Genomic DNA, 26813 nt, shown 5'->3' on the forward strand with positions numbered 1-26813 from the left:
GTAGCGAAAGTTACAGTAATATTGACTACAATAGAAGGATAGCTTATGAAATTTTACAATAGAAATAAAGAATTACAATTACTACATGACTGGGAAGAGTTGTCTGCCGAAGCAGCACAAATGACAATTGTAATCGGGCGCCGGCGTGTCGGAAAGACTACATTGATTAAGAAAGCTTTCGAAAACAAAAAGATGATTTACTTCTTCTGTACTAAAAAGAATGAAGTACTTCTCTGCGAAGAATTTGTAGCAATTGCCAAAGACATATTAGGTACAGATATCCTTGAATACCGTAACTTCCGGGATTTATTCCGATATCTGATGCGCATATCAACTGAACAAAACTTTACATTGGTAATAGATGAATTTCAGGAATTCTATTATATTAATCCCGCCATTTACAGCGAAATGCAAAATGTATGGGATGAAATGAAAGATCACGCAAAAATAAACTTAGTACTTTGCGGCTCGATCTATTCACTCATGAAACGCATATTCGAAAACTCCCGGGAACCACTATTCCAACGAGCCGATCATCGCATTGTGTTACGCCCATTCACAGTAGATGTGATAAAAGATATCATAAGAGATCATTTCCCATCTTTCACTCCGGAAGATTTACTGGCTTTTTATACAGTAACCGGAGGTGTTGCACGGTATATAGAACTATTAATCAAGAGCAAAGCTTTTACAAAAGAGAAAATACTGGATACTATTTTCAGCGAAAACTCTTTCTTTTTAGAGGAAGGGAAAAATGTTCTCATAGAAGAATTTGGAAAAGATTATACTGTTTATTTCTCTATTCTTTCCCTAATAGCCTCTTCTAAAACATCCCGACCGGAAATCGAAGGCGAATTAGGTGTTTCAGTCGGTCCCCAATTAAAAACATTGGAAGAAGACTTTAATGTCATTACCCGTACCAGTCCAATATTTTCAAAGCCGAATACCCGGCAGATCCGTTATTATATTGATGACAATTTCCTGAACTTCTGGTTTCGCTTTATTTACAAATACAGAAGCGCAGTAGAAATATCCAATCTGGGATTCATTCGACAGGTGGTAGAAAGAGATTACAACACATATATAGGACGAATACTTGAAAAATATTTCCGAGACCAGCTAATCTTATCCAAAGAATGGTCTGCTATCGGTTCTTATTGGGAAAACGGAAATAAAAACGAAATAGATATCGTTGCCGTAGACGAATTCAATAAGAGAATGGTCATCGGTGAAGTAAAACACAATCCTAACGAGATCAACTTAGGGACATTAGAATATAAAGCCAAAAATATTGCTGCAAGCCATAAAAAGTACACAATAGAATATAAAGGTTTTTCTCCTGATGACATGTAAGGTAAGTCTGCTCCCGGGAAAACATGCGAAGGGAAAAAAGTACTTTACTCCTTCGCGGCCAACACATAAACCCTGTGCGTTTTATATCCCATCTCACGGATGATACCTTCTTCCAAAAACTGTTTCAGCTCTTTGCCTGCCCGGTAACGAGTAGAATTGTTCAACTCTGCATAATCCGATTCATTGATGCTTTCATGCTTGCGGATATATTCCAACATCTTTTCTTTCCGGGTTTCGATGGGTTCGGAAGAAACATTTTCCCTTTTTACTTTCTTGGGACGTTCTTCTTTAACCATCTCCTTCAAACGGTTGGAACAGCGAAAATTCACCCCGTCGACAGAAACACTAAACCTGATTTTTCCGTTTTCCTCAGAAATTTTCCGGGTACGCAACGCCGGGGAGAAATGCCCGATCCCATCCAACTCGATACTATATCCATAGCCAAGCTCCCTGCCCATATATACGGTCAATGCTTCCAGCACACCTTTTATATCGGCCGAATTAACCGTGCAAGCATCCGAGAGATCTCTGCATATCTCTTCAAGACCTTTTGTTCCTCTCGAAACAAGACGTGCATGTTCTAAGTTATCTTTACTCCCTTTAGGCCGGGGAGTCTTATAAACACTGAATTTGATACTCATGGGAATTTGATTTAAAAGGTTACGTACGATATTTTTCGGGATGCCATACTGTACTAAATTTTATGCCTTACTAACTTATTGCCGACAGCCATCAGTAATATAACTGATAGCTGTCCGTAAAATTACTGATGGCTATCGATAATCTTATCGAAACCAATCGACAATCAGTTTGTTGCGGTACAAATATACGAAGGAAAGGGATAAATTATTCGCCGGAACAGGATATTTTTAGGTTAAATAGACTACCCCTGTTTCAATCCCGCAAATTACGAACTAAATTTCATTCATTCAGAATGAGTAAAAATATCGTTTTTTATTCATTTGCAATGAACAAAATATTATTATAACGATACAGAGTCATGAAAGAATCAGTAGCCAAAGCAGAATCTGAGTGATCTACTTTGGCTACTAACTAAATTATTCTATATAACCAACACTATACATTATAATACTCTTCCCATCCTTTGCGTGGCGGCTGTCCGCTCAGCATCTGGTTGGCGAAGCTGTCGTTGACGATCTCTTTGGTGGTGCGGTCGAGAACTAACTTACGGTTCAGGCGCTGTGCCAATACACCCAGGCAGAATACCTGGCTCAGCGGACCGGCGATAGAGAACGGTGAACGGGGCTTTTCCTTGCCCTGGCAAGCCAACAGGAAGTTCGCGTAATGGTTGGAAGGACTCTTCTGGTATTCGGGAAGGGTTGGATTCATTTCCTTGGCAATCTTATCCGGGATGACAGACAATGTACTTCCATGAGAACCTCCTTTGAATGTCAGCGTCTTCGTATAAATTTCCTTACCCGGATTCAGTTTCATCAATTGCAGTTTGCCACCGGCTACAGTCGGAATATTCGGATCGACATCCGAAGAACCGAAGTTTTCAGGAACAGGAGGGATATTATCCAGACCATCGTACCAGGTAACATCTATTCCCGGCATATCGCCTCTTTCGGGGAATTTGAACAGGATAGTCGACGACATCGGGAAGAAGAATTTATTATGATCTTTCAGATACAACGGGTTGATCTCTGTAGGCAATCCCATATCCAGGAATTCGTGTGCCGTATCCAGAATATGTGCACCCCAGTCACCCAGCGCACCCATACCGAAGTCATACCAACAACGCCATTGTCCCATGTGATAATCATGGTTATAGTCATGATGCTGCACTACCCCCAGCCAGGTATCCCAATCCATTGTTTCAGGAATCGGTTCTCCCATCGGCATATGCTTGATATTCGGATTCCATCCGTGCCAACGACGCGGAGAGTTCATATGAGCGGTGATAGCTGTTACATCCTTTATCAGACCAGCTTCTTTCCATGCCTTGAACTGGAAATAATTGGCTTCGGAATGTCCCTGGTTACCCATCTGTGTGACCACGCCATATTTCTTTTCACCGCGCATCATCAGTTCTATTTCCTGGAAAGTACGCGCCATCGGTTTTTCAACATATACATGTTTGCCGTGGGCCATTGCCTCGATTGTGATCGGGAAATGGGCATGGTCGGGAACCCCCACCGTCACAGCATCGATCTTATCCGCCATCTGATCGAACATCTTACGGAAATCCTGATAACGGGGAACTTTCGGGAACATGGAGATCAGTTCCTGCGTATGCTTCGCCCCCATATCCACATCGCAAAGGGCTACAACATTACACAATCCGGTCTTATACAATTCCTTGGCAATTTCACCACCCCGGTTACCAATGCCAATAAATGCGATATTAACTTTCTCGTTCGCACTAACGAACGGTACACCCGGCATTGCACCAGCCTTCGAAGGGATCCAAAACGAAGGTATTGCAGTAGCTGCCGATAATGCCAATGCCCGTTTCAGGAACGAGCGACGTGAGATGTCTTCTGATTTCATGGTATTCTATTTAGATAATTAATATTGTCTGCGCAAACATTAAAAACATCAACTTCGCAAAAATAGATATTTTTTGTTGATTTGAAAGGAATTAAGGCAGAAAGTTCATTAATTATCCGAAAACTTTACCAGGCATTATTCACCGTATGGTCAGCCAGTACCGTTTCCACCATCTTTCTGTAAACCTCGACACCTGTTGCTATATTCCTGGAAGCATCGGCACTTCCCATGCCATAAACCACCAATGGCGTCTGCCAGGTCATTCCGGCATGTATTGCACATCCCTGATAAGGACGCAGAAGTTCATCCATCGTGAAACAATTCCTGCCTCCGCTACGGTAAGCGGCATACTCCGAACCTGTTGTAGTGACGATCTGCAACGGCTTGCCGGCTACAGCTGGTGTCTTTGCCAGGGAAGTAAAGACCTCGTCCAGCCATCTTTTCAACAACGAAGGTGCTGACATCCAGTGGAAAGGAAATTGAAAGACCACCATGGAAGCATCGGATATAATCGTGCTCCACACATTTACATCAAAAGACTGATCCTGATATTCATACAGATCGTATACCATCACGCCATCGATATCTTTTACCGCATCGGCTAAAGCCTTGTTAGCCTGTGATTCTTTCAGATTGGGATGAGCCAAAAGAACTACTACTTTTTTTGAAACGTCATTCATATTATTGTGTTTTATAATGTAAAATCGTATTAAAACATAAGCTTTCACAAAGCTAAACAAATCCATGAAAATACATCAGGGAGATTTAGATTAAAATTACCAGCATTATCTAAATAACAATTGATTACATAAAAAAGCATTTCAGCAGGAGAGAAAAATAGCAGACAATAGAATATTTAACATATCGAAACATTCAAAAAAGACTCGATACTGTAAATTAAAAATTAAGGCAAACAAATGAACTATAAATATATAGTCAGCATTTTACATTTTTCTAAATGATATTGTTCTAGTAGAACTAATTCATAATATCTATCAAAAAATAGATTAGCAGTTAACATCTCATTTCTGACCTCATTTTTTTATAATTAATTACAACTAATTTGTGACAAAATTAACCCTTTTAGCGCACACAAGCTGGCGGTTAACTAATTTAAAATAGATTTATCCTATTTTAAGCAATTCATCATACTTTCTTTTTGACATAATTCCATAGTTCTACTAGAACTATGATAATAATTTAATTGATGCTGAAACACATTATACACACATCTATTTTTACTTATAAATCAAACGCTTATGTCTAAAAAATTGAAATTTCCAAGCTTGATTTTGCTTGCCGGTGCATTAGCATCTCCGATAGGAGTCTACGCCGACGTATTGCCCGACAGGCAAAGTGTAAACATTTCCCAACAGAGTGGGAAAGTAACCGGAGTCGTAGAAGACGCATTAGGTCCGGTAATTGGAGCTTCTGTGGTAATCAAAGGCACCACTAATGGTATTATGACTGATCTTGACGGTAAATTTACACTGGATAACGTCAAAAAAGGTCAAGTCCTACAAATCTCTTTTGTCGGATACAAAACAAAAGAAATCGCCTACACGGGACAAACGACAATGAAAATTCTTCTGGAAGAAGATTCACAAGCCCTAGATGAAGTTGTGGTAACAGCCCTGGGTATGTCGCGTGACAAAAAATCACTGGGTTACGCCATGACAGAACTGAAAGGAGATGAAATCGCCAAAGTAAACTCTCCTAACCCGATCAATGGTTTGCAAGGTAAGGTTGCCGGTGTACAGATTAACATGGGTAACTCCGGCCCGCAATCTTCACAACGCATCATTATTCGTGGTAACACCTCATTGGGCGGTAACAACCAGCCGATTTTCGTTATCGACGGTATTATCATCGACAATGAAGTAACAAAAACCGGCCAGGGCCAAGACTGGGGTAATGACCTGAAAAACTTGAACTCCGACGACTTCGAGTCTATGTCTGTCTTGAAAGGTGCCGCCGCTACTGCCCTTTACGGTTCACGTGCAGCAAACGGTGTGATCTTGATCACCACCAAGAAAGGACGCAAAGGAGAAGGTATCGGTATCTCTGTTTCTCACACGCAACAGTGGGAAAAGATCTATGCAACCCCTGATTTGCAAAACGAATTCGGTTCCGGTTCATCCCCCGTTTGGGCGTTGAATGATGACGGTTCTGAAAACCGTTATACCTCGGCCGGACGTAGTTTCGGACCGCGTTTCGACGGCAAGCCGTTCTATGTGGACGGTCAGGAAATGATCTATTCTGCAAAAACAAACAACTTGCAGAATTTGTATAAGACCGGCCGTTACATGAACACAAATGTGGCATTGCAAGGTGGTTCTGAAAAAAGTGCATTCCGTTTTTCTTATTCAAATCTGAATTCCGATGGTTTGACTTTCAACAATGAGTTCAAACGTAATTCATTCAGCTTAAACGCCTCACACGATATTAGTTCTCGTTTGAAAGCAGAAGGCGGTTTCTCTTATATCGAATCAACGGCACAAAACCCGACTCGGCAGGGTGGAGCTGGATCGCCGATCTACGACTTCATGTACAGCATCGCCCGCGAATATGACACAGACTATTGGCTGAAAGATAAAAAATACATCAGCCCGGCAGGCGACGGTTACAACTCGATGGACCCATACGGATACTCTAAAACCATCTACGATTACTTGGAAAACATCTACACACAAGATGAAATGAGCGTGCGCGGATACTTGAACCTGGATCTGAAACTGTTGGATTGGTTATCTGTAAAAGTAAAAGGTGACATCTATAAATTGTACACTACCAACGAGTCAAAAGTAATGGCAACAGGCGCCAGCAAGTACGATGGGGCAGCTTACAAGATCCATGAAAACAAGAAAGACCAGTACAAAATTACCGGTATGTTGACGGCCAACCATTCGTTCGAAGACTTCAACATCAGTGGTAGTGTGGCAGTTGAGCAGTGGGATACTCGCAGCGGATACCATAAAACCGACTCGAAGAACGGTTTGCGTGTACCCGGCCTGTTCGACATGACCAACTCTGTGCAACGTGCCGAAACAAGCGTGAGATACAATACCAGCCGTAAACGTATCAATTCAATCTATGCGTTTACCAATATGGACTACAAAGGCGTTTACTTCTTGGATATCACCGGACGTAACGATTGGTCGTCTGCATTGATCTATCAGAACGGAACCGGAAATACCTCTTACTTCTATCCGTCGGTAGGTGCCTCTTGGTTGTTTGTTGAAGGTCTGCGTGAACACATGCCGGAGTTCATCTCTTTCGGTAAGTTAAGAGCTTCTTACGCCATTGTGGGTAATGACTGTGCACCGTATTTAACAACAGGTACAGGTTACTATGCTTTCGACAATACATTCGATAATCAATTAAGTAGCGGAACTTATCCGTATTACAAATTTGACAAGGATGAATTGCCTAACCTGGATTTGAAACCTGAAAAACAACACTCTATCGAAGTTGGTTTGGATATGCGTTTCCTGAAGAACCGCTTAGGTTTCGACTTTGCTTGGTATAAGACCAATACGAAGAACCAAATCCTGGGATTACCGATCGCATCTGAGTCGGGTGTAGGCAAACGCTGGATCAATGCCGGTGATATCCAGAATAAGGGTATCGAGTTATTGATCACCGGTACTCCGATCGAAACAAAAGACTGGCGTTGGGACTTGTCTTTCAACTTGACACGCAATACAAACAAAATTGTTTCCCTGTTTGAAGGTGTCGACAAGTATCAGTTAGTAGGTGGCGGTACAGATACGCAGGGATGGGCAACCGTTGGCGGTTCTTACGGTGATATCTATACTTCATACGGTTACACACGTAATGAAAAGGGCGAAAAACTATTAAATGCAGACGGTTCTTATCCTCGTTCAAACGAAAGTGTAAAGATCGGTTCCTTGCAACCCAAATTCTTGTGGGGTGCTAATACTTCCGTAAGTTGGAAGGGCGTTACGTTGAATGCTGTAATTGATGCCCGTTTCGGTGGTGACATCTTCTCTGCAAGTTATTACTATGGTATGAATTCCGGTAATATCAAGTCTTCACTGGCTGGTCGCGATACACAATATGGCGGTCTACCTCGTACATTGGCCGACGGGAGAACCGTTAACGATGGTGTCATTCCGGAAGGTGTATTCATGCCCGGCACAGAAATCAAGGGACAGGATGTATCCGGCATGAGCTATCAGGCTGCTTACGAAAAAGGATTGGTTGAACCGCTGTCGGCCTACAAGTATTACGACAATGTATATAGTTGGTCTGGCGGTATCCGCGAAGAAGGTATCCACAAATGTTCATGGATTGCGCTGCGTGAAGTCTCCGTACATTGGCAATTACCTAAAAAATGGGTAGAAAAAGCATATATGCAGAATGTCAGTGTAGGCTTGATGGCACGTAACCTGGGTTTCCTGTATAACAGCTTGCCCGACAACATTCATCCGGAAGGTTTGAATACAACTTACAGTTCCGAATATATGGAAAGTGGTGGTGCGGTATTCTCACGTAACATCGGCTTCAGTGTTAATGTTTCATTCTAATCAAACGTATAGTCAAATGAAAAAGATTAAATATTATATTTTCGGTGCTTTAGCATCTATGGCTGCATTGACCTCTTGCGATGCAGATTTTACCGAAATCAATAAAAATCCCGATACGGTGTATGAGGTCGATCCGGAAGTATACCTCTATCAGGTAGAAAATGCGATGCTCAATGCCGGAGAAACCTGGGCAGATTCTTATGCCTGTCGTTTACGCTGGATGCAGTATTGTACAGGTATCTGGGGGTACGGAACGACAAACTTTACAGAGTGTGCCGGATGGGGTGGTACAGTCTATGGCAACTATAATACTGCCGGAAAGTACGCAACACATATCCCTTATTACATCCAAACAAATTTACCGGAACAGGAAGCTGCTTATAGCAACTTGATAGAAGTGGCTCGTGTCCTGCTGATCACCAAAGGTATCCAGACCTCCGATGTATACGGTTCATTGGCTTATACAGATGCCTGGGGAACACGTAACGGACGTCCGGAAATCCTCGAACCGGCATTTCAAACACAAGAAGAGTTGTACACCATCTGGAATCAGGAACTGAAAGAAGCTGCCAATAAGCTGGCTACCGCTACGAACCAGATTTCTTTCAAAAATTACGACCTGGCGTATAATGGCGATATGACTAAATGGGTGAAAGCCGTTAACGCTGTACGCCTGCGCTTGGCATTACGTCTGTTGAACCGGAAACCGGAAGAGGCTAAAGCCATTGCACGAGAAATATTGTCATCCGGTAATATATTCGACAACATTGACGATAGTTTCGTCCTTTATTTCGATAATCACTGGACTACATTGGGCGACTGGCATTCAGTCATTGACATGGACCGTGCTTCTGTCTGCTTCATGAATTATCTGAAAAAATACAACGACCCACGTAAACGTCTTTTCTTCCAGATCAACAACCTGACTCCGGAAAATGTCGCTGCATTCAACGCACTGGAAACAACAACTCCCAAACAAATCATTCCTACCAATTTGAGCCGTTGGGAAGGTGGTCACGTAAGCTATGATTTGCAGGCAGAAGATGTTTGTCGTACTTCGCGTTATCTGGATGATATCGATATGCGCCCGATGAACAGACCACAGACTCGTCTGTGGAAAGGGGCACAGGATGAAGGTACAGCAGGCGGCTGGGTGCCATTGGTGACTTATGCAGACTTCTGCTTTATGGCTGCCGAATTTACATTGGAAGGTGTGGCTAATACGAAAAGCGCACAGGAATGGTACGAAGAGGGTGTAAGAGCTTCTTTGAAATTCTGGAGCAAGATTGCCGACTACTGCAAAATCAACAACTACGAAGCCATTACAGAAGCTGAAATCGACGAATACATGGCACAGGAAGGAATTGCTTGGAACAGCGCTATGGCTAAAGAACAGATTTATTGCCAGACTTGGATAGAACACTTCAAGAACAACAATGAATCGTGGGCGATGTACAAACGTGTAGGCTATCCGAGTACAACCTCTACTTTGGTTACTTGGGAACCGATCCATGTGTACGGCGAATTACAACAAGTTCCGCGTCGCAAAAAATTCACTATGCCGGCAGATGGTTCTCCTAACTATGCTAACCAAGTAAAACGCTTGGAAGATATGCAAAAGGAATCTAACTTCGGTCGTTTGGATAGTGAACATGGCCGTGTTTGGTGGGAAAATTAGAAAACTCCAAACTAAATATTCAACATAATGATTGGTGAAACGAGAGAGGTGACCGTGATGGCCACCTCTCTTTGGTTATTGACTCTACACATTAACTTTATAGTGTTATAATCATGAATAGACATAACCTCAAACAGTTACTTTATATAGTCTTCATACTTCTTACAATATCCCCGATCTATTCTCAAACAATAAAAGAGGGAATCATGATACAAGGAAACATTCAAATCAAGATACCACGTTAATAAACTGCAGGGCAACCGCACTAAATTGTTTGAAAAAGGGCAGCAAAGACTTTTGGAGCTTCAAAAAGTCCTCGTTTTTTGTAAAAAATCAATCTCCCAATGGAGTTTTATAAATTTAATTTCACCTTTCACCGTCTATAACATATTATAAAACAGTTATTTGTAGTGAAGAAAGAGTAAAGGGTGATAAAATGTTGTTCGAACAAATGCGTACGGCTTTTCCCAAGAATACGTACGGTTTTTCCCCTATATTCCGGCAGATTATACCCTGTAAAGTAGCGTCCGGTCCCCTATATCCTATTGGTATGTACGTTATAAGGTAGGTGTACCGTCATGCCGGTACTACTATCCCATCCGCGGTCAGCATCGTAGTGTCAGCACTACTTACATGACTGTATGAAGGCGGGTGGTTCTTCCCCAACGGACAGGCATTGGTTGCCCAACGGATAACTATCCGTCCCTAAACGGATGCCTACTCACCGGAAGGTTTTTCTGTTACGGTTCCCCAAGCAGTAGTGAAAAGGCAGGGTTCACCACAATAAACTATAATACAGCGTGTTACATGTGTGAAGGCAGAAGTATGAAAATCATGGAGGGGGAGGATTGTTTCCGTCACGGACTTTCATGACTTTAAACTACCATTTCAATCATGTAAAACGGTGTTTTGTGTCGGCCAAAATGGTACTTATCAAAAAAGAACAGTTCCCCATCCGTTTTCTTTCGGGCGAGAACTGTTTTGGGGCGGTTGCCCTGAATAAACTGTCAGACATGCCATAACTTACAGAAAAAATCATTTACTTTGCAGGTTGATAATAATTACATATAGTTATGGCACAAGAAGATGTTTTCAAGAAATTAGTTTCACACTGCAAAGAATACGGATTTGTATTTCCTTCTTCAGAAATATATGACGGTTTGGGAGCAGTATATGATTACGGACAGTATGGCGTAGAGCTGAAAAACAATATAAAGAAATACTGGTGGGACAGCATGACGCTGCTTCATGAAAATGTGGTAGGCATCGACTCCGCTATTTTTATGCACCCGACCATCTGGAAAGCATCCGGCCATGTGGACGCATTCAACGACCCTTTGATCGACAACAAGGATTCAAAGAAACGCTATCGCGCCGACGTACTGATCGAAGACCACTTGGCAAAAATTGAAGAAAAGATAAACAAAGAGGTGGCAAAAGCCGCCAAACGTTTTGGCGAAGCATTCGACGAAGCGCAGTTCCGTACCACCAATGGCCGTGTATTGGAATACCAAGCCAAATGGAACGAGATACACGAACGTTTCTCTAAAGACATGAACGATTCCAATTTCGAAGACCTGCGCCAGTTGATTCTGGACTGCGAAATCGTTTGCCCGATTTCCGGTACACGCAATTGGACGGAAGTACGCCAGTTTAACCTGATGTTTGCAACCGACATGGGATCGACTGCCGACGGCGCAATGAAAGTGTATCTGCGTCCGGAAACGGCACAGGGTATTTTCGTTAACTTCCTCAACGTACAGAAGACCGGCCGTATGAAGATTCCTTTCGGTATCGCTCAGATCGGTAAAGCGTTCCGTAACGAGATCGTTGCCCGTCAGTTCATCTTCCGTATGCGTGAGTTCGAACAGATGGAAATGCAGTTCTTCGTTCGTCCGGGAGAAGAAATGGAATGGTTCAAGATGTGGAAGTCTACCCGCTTGAAATGGCATAAGGCTATGGGATTAGGTGACCAAAAGTATCGTTACCACGATCACGAAAAGCTCGCCCACTATGCCAATGCCGCTACCGACATCGAATATGAAATGCCGTTCGGTTTCAAGGAAGTGGAAGGTATCCATAGCCGCACAGACTTCGACCTGAGCCAGCACGAAAAGTTCTCAGGAAAGAAAATACAATATTTCGATCCGGAATTAAATAAAAGCTATACTCCGTACGTTATTGAAACATCTATCGGTGTTGACCGCGTATTCCTGAGCGTTATGGCAGGTTCATACTGCGAAGAGACACTTGAAAACGGTGAAACACGCGTTGTTTTGAAATTGCCGGCAGCCCTGGCTCCTATCAAACTCGCCGTATTGCCACTGGTGAAAAAAGACGGGCTTCCTGAAAAGGCTGAAGAGATCGTCAACATGCTGAAGTTCGACTTTCGTTGCCAGTATGATGAAAAAGATTCTATCGGTAAACGTTACCGCCGTCAGGATGCTATTGGAACTCCGTACTGTATTACAGTTGACCATGATACTTTGAAGGATAATTGTGTAACGATCCGTTTCCGTGACACCATGGAACAGGAACGTGTAAGCATCGACAAGCTGCACGATATTATCTCTGAAAAGGTAAGCCTGAAGACTTTATTAAAAAAGATAACTGAATAATTAAATGAAGAAGTACCTGCAATTCGCGTTGATGATTTTTTGTATGTCTGCCGTCTTTACTTCCTGTAAAGATGACGATGATAGTGATGATGTAGCCGTTGAAGCCTACAAGCTGGAAAACGAACAGGCTTTCGCGGCGAAGGCTAATGACCCGGATTTCTTTAAGGTAAGCATACAGGGAGCCGGAGAAGATTTCATTTATGCTAAAAGGCTCAAAGAAGCAGATAAACCTGAAATTCCAATCTATTACAACAGTCGTGTCACTGTTTATTACAAAGGATGGTTCCCTAACAGCGAGGATGGTGAATATTTCGATAAGAAAGAATTAGAAGACGGATCACCTTCCGAATGGGCTGTCAGTACAGCCTCTTCAAACTACAATAGTTATTATGGAACAGGAATTCCCAGTCCCATATCAGGATGGACTATCGCTCTGCAAAATATGAAAGTAGGCGAGAAATGGGAAGTCTGGATTCCTCAAAGACTAGGTTATGGTTCGGTTGACAAAAAAGACAGCGCCGGGAATGTTACTATCCCTGCCTACTCTACTTTAGTTTTTGAAATTGAAGTAGTAGAGCGGACAGCCGAAGTTGCCGGTACAACTTAATCCGTTCTTATATAAAAAGAAAGGGAACATCAATTGACCTGATGTTCCCTTTTTTATTGTCTGTTAGTTTGATATAATAAGGCTCGCATAAAGCAAACCCCTATAAACAATTAAAGCCTGTCTCACGACAAGCCCTAACCAAACTTTGTTAACCTTAAATCTAATACTATTATGAAAAAACCACAGTACAAAGATAAGGCTGTAGAGGCCTTTTGTCAAGCCTTTTCAGACTAATAAACGTTAAGCAAAACACTTATTCCAGTCAAATTTTGTTACTGAACACAAAACTATATAGATTACAGCCAAATTCTACTAAAATTAACAGCCGGAGAGTAACTTTTCCCCTCTGGAGAGGGGGCAGGGGGTGTGTTATCATTCCGCCTTATAGCTAGCTTTAACACACCCCTTAATCCCCTCTCCAGAGGGGAAACAGATACCATTATTTCACGAACTTCAAACATTCTGACTCCTGCACGGAAGTGACTGCCTGGACAAGAAACATGCCTTTAGGCAAATCAGCGATATTTATATCATAGCGGGCCTGCGGATATAAAGCCGGAAGTTGCTTTACCAATGTTCCCTGCGCCGAGTAAATGAAAAGACCATTCAAGGTCTCTTCACTCTGAATGAACAAATGATCATCCTTCACCCAGCCTGTAATCTTTTTATCCGGCGCAGTAAGACCAGTTAGTCCGGTACCGGTACCTTTCTTCTCTATCTTATATAGTTTCACGCCATACTTGGGTAAGGATACAGGGATTTCTTCGTCTTGCAATGACACATCCTGCCCGGTCCACAATTCCTTAATTCCTTTTACATCGGAAGAGGCGATTCCCAGTCTCGACAATTTTATATTTTCCGAGAAGGCCAGGTCTTTATAGTTGAAAGCCGCAACATACAAATAATCTTCCGTATCCAGCATAAAGAGATTCTCGCCGCGGTTACGTCCCCAACTATTCTTTCCCGAAGCCTTTGCCCCTTCTACCGGATAAAAAGATTTACCGATACGGGCAACTTCGTTTACTTCCGCATTCGTTGCAAACTTTTCTGCTTTCTGTCGGGCTGCCAACTCCCCGACACATGTTCCCTTCTGGCTGAAGTTATCACCCAGGATATATGTTCCGGTAATCACACCGGAGGTAATACGCATACGGTTCTCATCCTCGTTATAATCGTCTCTATGAAGCACCAGGTGGTCGGCATCATTAAAGTTATACACCTTGTCGAGCCACCAACCATAAGAAAGGCCGTTCATAACATATTCCGTATCCTCTTTGGCTCCCCAGGCATCACAACTGATACGACGGGAATTGCCGTATTGAGCCGGAAATGCAGGCGCAATGGATAGAGCCATAAACAGATCGTCTCCGCACAATTCCGTCAGATATTTCATTCCGCTGTTGTAAGCCTGAACGCCAGTCGTTACATTCTTATCATAATAAGAGTCCGCTTCAAGGATCGCATTATTCAGGAAATCGAACTTGATATATTTATAACCTAAATCTTTAAAGCGGTTGATGAAATAACTCATCCGCTGGCGGGTTCCGGGATGCGTGGGGTCCAGGGCACGGGAAGCGATCTTTTTAGGCTGTCCGTTTACATATAAATAGGCTTCCCCGTATTTATAGTTACTCCCTTCCATCGTTCGGCTGCCGTTTTCCCCCCAGTCGGAGAAAGGAGCCCAGTAAATGCCGGGAACCTGTCCGTTGGCAACACATCGTTCGGCGAATGATTTCAACTGGGTATCAGTCAGGTTATCCCAATAAGAATCGAGGATGACATAGGCCGTGCCGTCATTGGTAAAATTGTTCGGTTGCAGGTTCGTACTGATATAATCAGAGACATCCAGCACACCTTCGTAGTTCAGCTTCTCAGCCATGGCGCCCCAGCTGTTCCAACCGAAGATATTGCCTTTCGACCATTTACGGGGAGGCGCGATCAAGGCATTGGCCTCGCCATAGGCTTCCAGCCCTTCGCGCCAATCGTCGAACATACCGATTAAGAGCTTCGGTGATTTCAGTTTAGTGCCGGAAATGCTGCCGTGGGCTTTTGCTCCGGTAGCATCTATATCGTGGGTCACGCGATGGCTTATGCCGCCAAAACATTCGAGACGGTTTACCTTCTGGTTGCCGGAAGTGGAATAACGGACTCCGGTCTTCCAGGTATCGTGTTCTACCGAGCCGATTACCAACCCTTCGCGGGTATCACCACAGTAGAAAGAAGTAACCTCGAACGATACGGAGTCGACCGACAAGGCCAGGGAGGAATAGCCGATCCAGGCATCGTTATCGAAAGGGACGGATAACACGCGGTTGGAGGTATTCGTATTCAGGAAAGAGTTGACTGTTTCGGTAACAACCGGAGCGATATAATTACTCGATGTACCGGCTTCTGAAAGGATAAAAGCCTCTGTCAGGAAATAGCTTTTATCAGGATAGAAATAAAACAGCTGTTGCAAGGAAGGTGCTCCCTCCTGTCCGGCATAGGTAAATGTATATTTATGGCCGGCACCGAAAACGTCATCGACAGCTTCTTCCGAGAAGGTCGGCTGCCCGTATTCCGTACTGCGCAGCAGTTGGTCTTTATCTTTGGCCTGGACGAAGACACCAGCCAGGATTGTTTTTCCTTTATGGATAAAATCACAGGTTTTCGTATCGTTGTTATAAACGATCTTCCAGTCACCGGAAGTTATCGTCTGCTGATCAGCCGCAAACGTCTCCCTCCCGATAAACAGGCAGACAAGACAAAAAAGCAGGGTAATTCTTTGTAAATTCTTTTTCATGATCCTTGTATATTAGCTTAATTCGGTTAGTAAATAAAACACCGGGCAAAGACATGCCTCCCCGGTGTTTTTCTTCTTACAATCTTTTTGCCATTATCGACTAGTGCTTAGTCGATTACAGTTCCCTCGTAGTTCCCTGTTTTGGAACGGGGGCAGCCCTACTACTATCTGTAACCCGGGTTCTGATCGTCTTGCGTCATGTCCGGATTCTGTTCGATCTCTTCGTTAGGTATCGGATAACGGACATTATAATCCTGTATCGTACCCGAACGTTTCGCCCATTTATTGCGTTCCTTAATATACTCGACAAACTTGCCTGTACGGATCAGGTCGGCACGGCGCCAGTTCTCACCCAGAAACTCACGGATACGTTCATCCAATATCTTTGTACGGAAAACATCTTGCGACATGCCTGCATCCCATTTCTTATCAGCCGGGATACTAAAGCCCCACGCACGGTTACGCACTTCGTTTACCTTTTCGACAGCCTGCCCGGTTTGTCCCAATTCATTCAGACATTCAGCATAACTGAGAAGCACATCGGCATAACGGATAGCCGGGATATTCTTACCCGAGTTCCACATATTATTGATACCCAGTCCGGAATGCTGGTCGGTACGGAAATCTTCATATTTCTTTACATGCGGTTTCAACTCGTCATGGTCTTCACCCAGGTCTTCCCAGGCTACACATTCATAGTTGGGAACTTCGCCATAATAAGTGAAATCGTAGCGGATACTTTCTTCTTTACGAACATCTCCGTCTTCCCAAATACCGCCGTTCTCTACGGTTTCATAAGCATATTCAGTAACAACTACATGGTCGTAGCCAGCAAAATAACAACCATCGGTCCACCAGTTCTGTGCTACACGCGAACCGATCTGAAACTGAATCTGATTACGGTTCGGGTTATTGTTGAACTGAAATTCGTAGATAGACTCGGCTGTATTCGGTTTTTCGTAATTCCACAGATCGGCATAAGGAACCAGTTGGTATCCCATACCTATTACTGCTTCAAAGCATTCCTTTGCCTTATTGAAGTCACGGAGTCCTGTTTCAACCGGGGCGGACATATAGGCTTTACCCAGCATAGTGTAACCGGCACCGGAAGTAGCACGACCGGCGGTATTGGTTTTCGGAGCATACTTAGCAGCCTTTTCCAGGTCGTTGATAATGAATTGCCATACATCGGTCAGCGGCTGCCGGCCATAACCCGTTTCATCCAGCTTATCCAGGTCGATGATAGGAATTTCACCCCAGTACATAGCCAGTTCATAATCGACGAAACCACGGACGAAACAGGCTTCACCCAAAAGTCCGGCTTCTTTCGATCCCTCAACCAGTTCAGGAGTATCCAATGCACGGATAATCTTGGCAGCGGCGGTAACAATCGGGAAACGTTTGTTCCACTGATCTTTTACCTTACTATGCAATGAATTCATATTAGCATCGTAACGGTCCATTGCCGCGCCTTCACCGCCTCCTTTATTCTGAAGGGCTCCACGTTGGATTTCGTCAGTACCGGTCATCAGGAACCAGGCCCGTTCATCCTGGCGGGTGTTATCACGCCAGGTATTGTATATACCTTTCAGATTCAGTTCGATAAACTCGACATCCGAATAGATCTGCTCTTCTGTCAGTGCTTTCTTGTTCTCCTGTGTCAGGAAATCGGAACAAGATGTGGTGATCCCGGCTGTAAGCGCCAAAGCCAGTAATCCGATTAAATTATATCTCTTTTTCATAATTGTTTCCTATTTATTCCATTAAAAACTAAAGTTCAAACCTAACACATACATCTTTGTCGGAGGATAACCGTAGTCGCCTGTTTCAGGATCGAATCCCTTATATTTGGTGATACAGAACAAGTTGGATGCAGTAAAGTAAACACGCAGGTTTTCCACTTTGATCTGGCTCAACAGAGGCTTCGGGAATGAATAAGCCAATGTCAGGGTAGACAAACGCAGATAAGATGCATTCTGGATCGTGTAATCCATATCCGACGGGTTGTAACGATTGTAACCGCTGCTGGTATTGGCGATCACGCGGGGAACGGAAGCTCCTGTATTTTCCGGTGTCCAACGATTCAGCAAATCTTCGGAAGCCATGCTTGTACCTGTACTGTTAATCAATGTTTCATAATAAGAACTGATCTTCTTCGCTCCATAAGAATAGTTGAAAACAGCATTCAGGGTGATACCTTTATAGTTGAAGTCTGTTGCAAATCCGCCATAGAATTTCGGGTCTTTCTTACCCACCACTACGCGGTCAAGCTGGTCGACTACGCCGTCGGGTACACCGTCAGGACCGGAAACATCCAATGGGAACAAGTCACCCAAGCTGACATGTTTACCGTTGAAATCCAGATTTTCCCATTGGCTACGGTTCGACTCATTAGCAATACCGCCTGTTTTATAAGTATAAATGTTATTCAGCGATTCGCCCAGGAAGATGTTCTTCTCACGGTCGGAACCGTTCAGGATTTCCTTTACATCGCCATACAGTTTCGAAACCTCGTTCTTGTCAAAGGAGATGTTAGCATTTACATTCCAGGTAAAGTCTCTTGTCTGTATCGGGGTTGCGTTGATAGTCGCTTCGAAACCTTTATTCTTCACAGAACCGATATTCTCCCATGTTTCACTGTAACCGGAAGTCAACGGCAATGAATGTTTCATCAGCAAGTTATCGTTCTTGATAAAGAACCCGTCCAGAGAAACGTTCAAACGATCGTTCAGAAATGCCATATCGACACCGATATTCGTTTGTTTCTGTTTTTCCCAAGTGATGGCAGGCGTACCTCTCAAACCACTGGTCGCGTAAGAAGCCTCACCGTTGCTGACAGAAGAGAAATAAAGCGTACGATACGCATAGTTTTCGATATCCTGGTTACCAACCACACCGTAACCGACACGCATTTTCAAACGGTCAAAGATTGTCTGGTCTTCCATAAACGCTTCATTCGTCACATCCCATGCAGCAGAGAAAGAAGGAAGAATACCCCAACGGTGGCCTTCGGCAAATTTGGAAGAACCGTCATAACGGGCCGTTGCCGTCAGATAATAGCGCAGGTCATAATTGTAGTTCACTCTACCCAGCACAGAAACGAGGGTATTGCCCTTGAAATCTGAATCAAGTTCTTTTTTATCGTTAGCGGCAGCACCTTTCAGGTCGTTCCACAACAGGTCGTCGCTGGCGAAACGGTCGCCCTGCGCTTTTGTATAGTTTTCGGTATTCTTAGTCGTACTCGTACCGAACAGAAAGTTCATGCGGTGTTTGTTGATCGTCTTATCGTAAGTGATCGTGTTATCCCACTGCCAGTTCAGCTGTGACCATCTTTCATGTTTTGCTCTTGCATCACCGTTATAATGGCGGATCGCTTCCTGGATGTAGCTCGGTGTATATTCGAACCATGTCTGTGAAGAAACGTCCAGCGCGAAAGTTGAACGGATATTCAGTCCTTCAATCGGATTGATGTTGATGTAATTGGATGAAAGGAAACGGTTACGGGCACGTTCGCGGGCTACTTCCTGCGAGTTGAACGGATTATAATCGTTGTTGTTTCCTTCATTGTGGACACGGTAATACAGTGTCAGATAATCCCAGGTATAGCGGGTCGACGGATCGCGGAACGGTTCCGGATTCAGCAACGGGTTTGCATTCAGCGCCTTGTCGTACACGTCGTCTGTCGGCAAATTGTTTTCCGTACGTGAGAAAGAAGAGTTCGTACCGATCTTCAACCACGGTTTGATCATCGATTCCGCATTGACACGACCGGAATATTTCTTTTCTTTCGAATCACCGATCAATCCATCGATATTGGCGTAATCGAAACTGATATAAACGTTGTTCTTTTCCGTTGCATTGGAGAAACTTACAGAATGGTTCTGCTGGAAACCGCTGCTGATCACTTCGTCGAGCCAGTTGTAGCTTTTGCCCGAACGATACGTTTCAAATTCAGCATCGGAGAAAGCCGTATTGGTTTTCATCAGCGTATTATCGATATAATCCTGGCGGTTTGCCGTTGGATTATCATGCATGTAACCATTGGCAAAAGCATCCACACGCAGGTCGAACAACTGCTGTGCATTCAGTGTCTTCGGACGCTGGGTGATTTTAGAGAAACCTACCCATCCGTCATAGGTTACGCGTCCTTCGCCAATCTTACCTTTCTTGGTCGTGATAAGAACTACACCGTTAGCACCACGCGAACCGTAAAGAGCCGTAGCCGAGGCATCTTTCAATACCTGTACCGAAGCGACATCGTTTACATTGATCGCATTAAAACCACCATAACCATTGCCCATCACCAAACCATCGACAACGTAGATAGGGTCCGAGCCTGAGTTAATCGTATTCACACCACGGATCTTGATGCTGGAATCGTCGCCCGGACGGGTTCCCTTAGTGATCAAGACACCGGCAACACGTCCCTGAAGGGCCTCGTTAACAGTTGTTACCGGTCTTTCCTCCAACACCTTGGCGTCGACATGGGAGATAGCACCGGTCAGGTCGCTTTTCTTCATGGAAGCACCTACAATCACAACTTCGTCGATAGATTGCGAGTCTTCCGAAAGAGTTACGTTAATAACATTCTGGTTTCCAACTTTTACTTCTTTGGTGTCATATCCGATATAGCTGATCACCAGTGTGGCGCCCGGTGTTGCAGAGATGGAATATTTTCCATCCATATCCGATATAGTCCCTTGCGTTGTTCCCTTGAGAACAACGCTCGCTCCCGGGAGCGACTCCGACGTTTTAGCGTCGGTGATTGTACCTGTTATCGTTATGCCCTGTGCGAAAACGGTACCGCAGCATAACACAAGCATCATCAAAATACTAAAAAGCTTGATCTGTTTCATAATTGATAAATTTAAGAACATTTAGTTGTTTCTGATTTTATAAAGCAACGCATCCTTGGCAGGGACCGTCACAGTTAGTTTTTCCTTTACCGGTTGTTCATTTCCACTCCAGAGCTCTTTTGCCTGATAGTTTGCCGCAGGGTCAAGTCCCATACGTTCCAGTGAAATAGTGGCATTCATCTCATCTTCCGAATAATTAAAGATAGCAAAATAAGATGTACCATCTGCATCATGATGAATAAATTGATGTTCCGATTTTTCACCGTTTCCTTCTACCGGAGAGAAAGAAACCCCTTTGGCTACGGCATTCACATCCGGGTTCGTCAGGAATTTCAAGGCACGATCCTTGTCGATCTGTTTGCCGCCTTTGCTGAAATCGTCGCCAACGATATAAAGTCCGGTAATGGCGCCGGAAGTGATACGGGCACGGTTTTCGCCTTCGGTAGCTTCGCGCAACACCAGGTGGTCGGCATCATTATACTGATACACCTCATCTTGCCACCATCCGTAAGAAAGGGCATTCAGCGTATACTCGGTATCCTTGATCTTGTTCCAGGCATCACAGGCGATACGGCGTGAGTTGGCATAATGGGCCGGGAATACAGGCGAGATGGATAAGTTAAGATACATATCACCGAAATACTTATTCAGCAACTGCATACCGTAATTATATCCCTGGATACCTGTACGGATTTCCGGGTTATACCATTTGTCGGCTTCCATCGCACCATGCGTCATAAAGTCCATCTTTACATACTTGAAACCGCAACGACGGAAAAGATCGGATGTCTTCTTCATCATCTCCTCGATAGCCGGATGGGTCGGATCGATGGCATAAGCACCGTCCAGTTCCTGCGGCTGGCCATTGGCGTAGAGGTAGACATCCTGGAATTTATAGTCAGGAGCGTCTTTGATCGTCCGTTCGGGATGTTTTCCCCAATCGGTGAAAGGCGTCCAGTATACACCTGGAATCTGGCCGTTGGCAGTACAATGATTCACGAAGTCTTTCAACTCTTCTTCCGTGAAACTGTTCCAGCCTGAATCGAGGCCGATCGTCACATTCCCGTCTGTATTGACGAAATGGTTATTTTGCAGGTTTTCTTTGAAAAAGTCGGACACTTCAATTGCATTCTGATGATTCAGCCTGAACTGTAACGCGCCCCAGCTGTTCCAGCCAAAGGTAACGGCACCCGGCCATCTCTTTACAGGGGCAACCACCGCATTCGCTTTTCCATACTCTTCCAGTCCGGCACGCCAGTCGTTGAAGATACCGAAAAATACCTTAGGAGACTTTACCATTTTTCCTTTTAAAGCACCGTGTGCCTTAGAGTCGCGTGTCAACGAATCGGCAACGCCGCCGAAGCAAACCAATGAACCGATATTATTACGGTCGCCTTTCCCCATATCGATACCGGTCTTCCAGTCGGAGTGTTCCACTGAACCGATGACAAAACCTTTACGGTCGTCGTTGTTGAAGACAGTCGCTACTTCATAGCTACGTAATTGATCGAAAGTGAGCGGATGAGACTGATAACGTATCCAGCAATCGTTATCGAAAGGCTGGAATAACGCGCGGTTATCACCTTCAGCCAACACGGCCGGCATGCGGTCGATAGTAACCGGGGCCATATAATTCGATTCAACGTCAGCGGCTCCTCCCTGAAGAGTAAATTCCGTCAGCAGATAATCTTTCTCCGGATAGATGTAGAAAGATTGTACAAGCGTAGGCAGGTTGCTATCCGTGTAGGTCACCTGCAACAATGAACCCTGACCGAAAGCATCGCTGATAGCGGTGACTTTCGAACTGCTCTTTTTGTAGTCACGGGTCGTGACCAACTTATTACCCAACTTGTAGGAGGCATAAACCCCATCGGAAAGAAGCTGGTTCTCCTTCTCGATACGGTGGCCTTTCTGCACCTGGTCATAGCTAACCGTCCACTTTCCCGAAGAAACGGATGATTCGCCGCAGGATACAAGCAGGGCGAGCAATAGCAGCAGATTTAAATTGATGAGTTTCATGTATTGATAATTTATAGATAGTTTCATTGTTCCGTTATCAACAGAACGGTACTTTCATAAGTATTCCCTATCGTCAGGCTGATTCCGGCTTTCATCAGATAATCACCGGGGAAAACCTGACCGTCGCCATAGAAGGTGCTGTTCCCGGCTTTGTTCAACTCTGTGATCTTATACATTTTAGCTGGGTCCAGTCCTTTCAATCTGGTCTCAAAGAATGTTGTACGTCCGTGGTATTTCAGGCTATAAGCAAAAAACACCGATTCCTTTTTATCCTTAGATATATACATATGTGAAGCCCAGCCGGTTCCGTCGTAAGGAGATTTCAGGCGATAGAGGTCTCCAAACTGTACGATCGGGCGGATACGTTTATAATTCTTTATAGCTTGCTCAGCGAAAGGTAGTTCGTCGCCGGTCAAGTCTTCGGGTTGCAGCTCCATGCCCAGGCGGCCTGTCATAGCCACATCAAAACGGAACTTCAGCGGCGCCATCATACCCGTCTGATGATTCGGAGTAGTCGAAACATGGGCGGCCGTAGCCTTTGCCGGGAAGAAAAGATTTGTGCTGTATTGGATGAATATACGGTCAAGCGAATTGGTGTTATCGCTAGCCCAGAACTCGTCATGATATTTCAATGCACCGAAGTCGAGACGGCCGCCACCCGAAGAACACAACTGAATAAGAACATCCGGGTGTTTTGCACGAATCCGTTCGTAAACACTGTACAAGCCCTTTGTATAGTCAATCCAGAAATGAGTCTGATTTTCTTTGGACAGATATTCGGAACCGAAATTATCCACGTGACGGTTTGCATCCCATTTTATATAAGAGATATCAGGAGACAAAGCGATCACTTCATCAAACGTCTTTACAACAAAGTCCTGTACCTCCGGATTACTCAAATCGAGTAACCACTGGTTACGCATCGGGATTATATCACGTTTACCGCTCTTGACGATCCATTCCGGATGCTTCTCTGCCAGTTCACTCTTGGGACTTACCATTTCAGGCTCAATCCAGATACCGAACTTCAATCCTTTACTTACCGCATGCTTCGCCAGATAATCGATTCCGCGTGGCAGTTTTTTCCTGTTCACCTGCCAATCGCCCAAACCAACCTTATCCGAATTGCGGGGATATTTATTTCCGAACCATCCGTCATCGAGTACGAACATTTCAACGCCAAAAGCAGCAGCGTCATCGATCATATCCGTAATCGTTTTTTCATTAAAATCGAAATAAGCGCCTTCCCAGCTATTCAGGACGATAGGCAATTCCTGATCTCCATGGGCCAATGCATAGTTACGCGACCAGTCATGGAGGTTTCTCGATACCTGTCCCTTACCGGTAGAACTGTATGTCCAGACCATTTCCGGAGTCTGCAACGTTTTACCCGGTTCCAGATTATAAGTAGAGGCAAAATCATTCATCCCGCTCATGACATGCAGCAAACCGCATTCGTCTATCTCAAAGGAAGACAGATAGTTACCTAACCAGGCCAGGGAGCCGGCATACACTTCGCCCATGTCTTCATTGGCAGGGCCATTCAGGGAAAGCAGGAAAGAAGAGTTTTCAGACTGGGTAGTACGTATCCCCTTCTTGGATTCCACCCGTTTCACACCCGGTGTCAGTTGTTCTTCTACCAGTTGCATTTCGGAAGCCCAGGCCCCGTGGAAATGGGTCAGATAATAAGAATCTGCATGAAGGGGAAGATAAGCGGAGGCAATATTCTCGACAGCCAGCTTGTTTTTCTCCTGATGGGATATGGAGACTGACTGGCAGATTACATTTTCTTTCTGATAAGCCGTGAAGTTCAGGTTAACGAAAACCGGATACAAAGGATCTTTCAATTGTATCACTGTTTCTATTCTATTATTATCTATATTCTTTACCTGATGAGCTGCATATATTAATTCGGTTGTCTGAACGCCGTCGTCATGGGTCAGTTTCAATGCCGGATTCAGGAAGAAACGTCCTCCGTAAGCCGGATAGATTACCGGAGCATAACCGATTCCGTTATCCGGTTGTTCTTTATACTTCTTATGAAGGAAAGGGGAAACGTCCTGGAATTTATCGCCAAAATAGTTATACACTACTTTCTTATCCGGAGAGATCGAAAAGACCATACTCAGATCGTTTGTAGAGACGGTAATTATCCCCGTATCTTTATCCTGTGAGGAAACGGTTACGCACCCCAGCAGCAGGGCAACAGTTAACAATAGTGCTTTCATGTCTATCAAATTTATTTTACTTATTCAAGGTTGATGGTGCAAACTAAATCAATAAACAATAGCACAAAAAGCACGAACTCGCCAATTATTTGTAATTATGCGCTTAATTCATAGAGGTTTAATAAAAATGCAACATTTACGTCATTTTTTGACGCATCTGTTACAAAGGGATGATCGATCACTGATCCTTTTCTCGAGAGGCTATCAGGTCAGCTAGCCTTCTGGTCAAATAGGTTAATATATAAGTATCCACATTATCGACCGTCAAAGGCGGGTCTGCCGTCCAGAAATTTTGTTCTCCTGTTTCATCCAATGCCCTTTTAGCTTTATATAACAGATCATATTCTTGCAACAGAGGCAGCCTGGAAGATTGATAGAGACTGGCCAGACATTGTATAATCTCCAAAACAGACCTTCGTTCTTCCTGTTCTTCCAGTATAAGGAATATCAAATAATTATTTAATACAGTCTCTTTAGAGAAATACAAATTAAACTCCAGGAAAATCACCTCCACTCTTTTCTTCAATTCTTTTTGAGGGAGAGTCAGAGATGCTTGTTCAGCCATAATTTTCATATTATCACTCACAAATCCGGCATCAAGCATCAGGTTAGCCCAATTCAGAAACCTTTGGTCTATTTTTTGACCGAAAATAAACAGTGCCTGTATTTCCAGTGTTTCAGGAACTTTCAAAGTTATATCCTGCGCCTTGAAGAGTGTTCCGGGGCGAAGGGAAAAACGTTTCATCACATAAATCAACTGATCAATATCTTCACGCAAATCCAGTTTCTGAAACATTTTAAACGACATTCCCAAACATGCCATATCTGGCTCAATCACGAAAAGAGACTTGCCTTTCAGATAAGCAATTATATCTTCGGCATGTATCAGCTCCTTTTCTATCGGTACATAGAAAGGAACGGATATGAAAATCAAAGACACATTACGCCCTTTGGGATTCATTTGCCGCAAAACTTCCGTTCTAAACAGAAAATGGTCCTTCCTGCATTCCAACTGCAACCGTCCGGTTTGATTGATAGGACCATCCCATTCGTAACGCATCAAAACCGTCTGCATTAGTTCCCTCAACTTTTTGGGTTTTCTGTAATTGTTGATGAAAGTCAATAACAATGTCAAAGGCAAAATAAAGAGGAAAGGGATAAAAGAAACAGCCAATAATAATCCGCTATCTATATTTCCGGATAAAAGACCTGTTATTAATAAAATGATTACACAAGGTATACACAACAAAAGAACTAATGACAAAGAATAAACCAACCAACCTTTAATGGTTTTGAATTCAAGCAAATTCAATTCATCCATATTACCTTTCAAAAGAGAAAGATATTTTATAATATCAGCAAGTGATATTTTATCTTCATGCAGTCCTATATATTCCATAGCTTGCAAAGATAACACCTCAAAATCAAAGATTCATACAAAATGATGAGAAAAGAACCCCCTATAAACAATTAAAGCCTGTCTCACGACAAGCCCTAACCAACTTTGTTAACCTTAAATCTAATACTATTATGAAAAAACCACAGTACAAAGATAAGCCTGAAACAAGCGTTTGTCAAGTCTTTTACAGACAATATATGTTAAGCCTT

At 43.7% G+C, this 26813-nt stretch carries 14 protein-coding genes; 5 read left to right on the top strand and 9 right to left on the bottom strand.

Annotation, left to right across the window (positions count from 1 at the left end):
* Window positions 1–45 precede the first annotated feature (45 nt).
* Window positions 46–1353, top strand: a complete 1308-nt coding sequence (locus C825_RS00980; RefSeq protein WP_010801042.1) for an ATP-binding protein — start codon at window positions 46–48, stop codon at window positions 1351–1353.
* A gap of 44 nt (window positions 1354–1397) precedes the next feature.
* Here C825_RS00980 and C825_RS00985 read toward each other — a convergent pair whose 3' ends face one another.
* The 3 genes from C825_RS00985 to C825_RS00995 form a co-directional block, all read right to left on the bottom strand.
* Window positions 1398–1994 carry an HU family DNA-binding protein gene (locus C825_RS00985; protein ID WP_010801043.1) on the bottom strand — a complete coding sequence of 199 codons (597 nt, stop codon included), beginning with the start codon at window positions 1992–1994 and terminating at the stop codon, window positions 1398–1400.
* 436 nt (window positions 1995–2430) lie between these two features.
* Window positions 2431–3867: a Gfo/Idh/MocA family oxidoreductase gene (locus C825_RS00990; protein WP_009860298.1), complete on the bottom strand. Its 1437-nt coding sequence runs from the start codon at window positions 3865–3867 to the stop codon at window positions 2431–2433.
* Between the two features lie 125 nt (window positions 3868–3992).
* On the bottom strand, window positions 3993–4547 hold the full coding sequence (locus tag C825_RS00995; protein ID WP_009860299.1) for an NAD(P)H-dependent oxidoreductase: 555 nt from the start codon (window positions 4545–4547) through the stop codon (window positions 3993–3995).
* A gap of 579 nt (window positions 4548–5126) precedes the next feature.
* Here C825_RS00995 and C825_RS01000 point away from each other — a divergent pair.
* From C825_RS01000 to bamJ, 4 genes are all read left to right on the top strand, one after another.
* A complete protein-coding gene (locus C825_RS01000; protein ID WP_010801044.1) occupies window positions 5127–8417 on the top strand; it encodes a SusC/RagA family TonB-linked outer membrane protein in 3291 nt (1096 codons plus the stop codon).
* Between the two features lie 16 nt (window positions 8418–8433).
* Window positions 8434–10095, top strand: a complete 1662-nt coding sequence (locus tag C825_RS01005; RefSeq protein ID WP_010801045.1) for a SusD/RagB family nutrient-binding outer membrane lipoprotein — start codon at window positions 8434–8436, stop codon at window positions 10093–10095.
* A 1073-nt stretch (window positions 10096–11168) separates the two neighbouring features.
* Window positions 11169–12713 (top strand): glycine--tRNA ligase, encoded by a 1545-nt coding sequence (locus C825_RS01010; RefSeq protein ID WP_010801046.1) that lies wholly within the window; start codon window positions 11169–11171, stop codon window positions 12711–12713.
* A gap of 4 nt (window positions 12714–12717) precedes the next feature.
* Complete coding sequence (bamJ, locus tag C825_RS01015) at window positions 12718–13320, top strand: BamJ family beta-barrel-assembly machinery protein (RefSeq protein WP_010801047.1); 603 nt, start codon at window positions 12718–12720, stop codon at window positions 13318–13320.
* Window positions 13321–13759: 439 nt separating this feature from the next.
* Here the strand turns inward: bamJ and C825_RS01020 are convergent, their stop codons facing one another.
* The 6 genes from C825_RS01020 to C825_RS01045 form a co-directional block, all read right to left on the bottom strand.
* Entirely contained in the window at window positions 13760–16102 is a 2343-nt protein-coding gene (locus C825_RS01020; RefSeq protein WP_010801048.1) for an alpha-galactosidase, read from the bottom strand.
* A 164-nt stretch (window positions 16103–16266) separates the two neighbouring features.
* Window positions 16267–17844, bottom strand: coding sequence for a RagB/SusD family nutrient uptake outer membrane protein (locus C825_RS01025; RefSeq protein ID WP_010801049.1), 1578 nt, complete (start codon window positions 17842–17844; stop codon window positions 16267–16269).
* A 21-nt stretch (window positions 17845–17865) separates the two neighbouring features.
* Window positions 17866–20958, bottom strand: coding sequence for a SusC/RagA family TonB-linked outer membrane protein (locus tag C825_RS01030; RefSeq protein WP_010801050.1), 3093 nt, complete (start codon window positions 20956–20958; stop codon window positions 17866–17868).
* 21 nt (window positions 20959–20979) lie between these two features.
* Entirely contained in the window at window positions 20980–22977 is a 1998-nt protein-coding gene (locus C825_RS01035; protein WP_010801051.1) for an alpha-galactosidase, read from the bottom strand.
* Between the two features lie 23 nt (window positions 22978–23000).
* Entirely contained in the window at window positions 23001–25205 is a 2205-nt protein-coding gene (locus tag C825_RS01040) for an alpha-galactosidase (RefSeq protein WP_010801052.1), read from the bottom strand.
* Between the two features lie 178 nt (window positions 25206–25383).
* Window positions 25384–26604 (bottom strand): hypothetical protein, encoded by a 1221-nt coding sequence (locus C825_RS01045; protein WP_010801053.1) that lies wholly within the window; start codon window positions 26602–26604, stop codon window positions 25384–25386.
* Window positions 26605–26813: the final 209 nt, after the last annotated feature.

Source organism: Parabacteroides sp. ASF519 (genome assembly GCF_000364265.2).
Classification (GTDB): domain Bacteria; phylum Bacteroidota; class Bacteroidia; order Bacteroidales; family Tannerellaceae; genus Parabacteroides; species Parabacteroides goldsteinii.

Excerpts from the sequence above, each read along its gene's own strand:
- C825_RS00980 (WP_010801042.1), top strand. The coding sequence starts at position 46 with ATGAAATTTTACAATAGAAATAAAGAATTACAATTACTACATGACTGG.
- C825_RS00985 (WP_010801043.1), bottom strand. The coding sequence starts at position 1,994 with ATGAGTATCAAATTCAGTGTTTATAAGACTCCCCGGCCTAAAGGGAGT.
- C825_RS00990 (WP_009860298.1), bottom strand. The coding sequence starts at position 3,867 with ATGAAATCAGAAGACATCTCACGTCGCTCGTTCCTGAAACGGGCATTG.
- C825_RS00995 (WP_009860299.1), bottom strand. The coding sequence starts at position 4,547 with ATGAATGACGTTTCAAAAAAAGTAGTAGTTCTTTTGGCTCATCCCAAT.
- C825_RS01000 (WP_010801044.1), top strand. The coding sequence starts at position 5,127 with ATGTCTAAAAAATTGAAATTTCCAAGCTTGATTTTGCTTGCCGGTGCA.
- C825_RS01005 (WP_010801045.1), top strand. The coding sequence starts at position 8,434 with ATGAAAAAGATTAAATATTATATTTTCGGTGCTTTAGCATCTATGGCT.
- C825_RS01010 (WP_010801046.1), top strand. The coding sequence starts at position 11,169 with ATGGCACAAGAAGATGTTTTCAAGAAATTAGTTTCACACTGCAAAGAA.
- bamJ (WP_010801047.1), top strand. The coding sequence starts at position 12,718 with ATGAAGAAGTACCTGCAATTCGCGTTGATGATTTTTTGTATGTCTGCC.
- C825_RS01020 (WP_010801048.1), bottom strand. The coding sequence starts at position 16,102 with ATGAAAAAGAATTTACAAAGAATTACCCTGCTTTTTTGTCTTGTCTGC.
- C825_RS01025 (WP_010801049.1), bottom strand. The coding sequence starts at position 17,844 with ATGAAAAAGAGATATAATTTAATCGGATTACTGGCTTTGGCGCTTACA.
- C825_RS01030 (WP_010801050.1), bottom strand. The coding sequence starts at position 20,958 with ATGAAACAGATCAAGCTTTTTAGTATTTTGATGATGCTTGTGTTATGC.
- C825_RS01035 (WP_010801051.1), bottom strand. The coding sequence starts at position 22,977 with ATGAAACTCATCAATTTAAATCTGCTGCTATTGCTCGCCCTGCTTGTA.
- C825_RS01040 (WP_010801052.1), bottom strand. The coding sequence starts at position 25,205 with ATGAAAGCACTATTGTTAACTGTTGCCCTGCTGCTGGGGTGCGTAACC.
- C825_RS01045 (WP_010801053.1), bottom strand. The coding sequence starts at position 26,604 with ATGGAATATATAGGACTGCATGAAGATAAAATATCACTTGCTGATATT.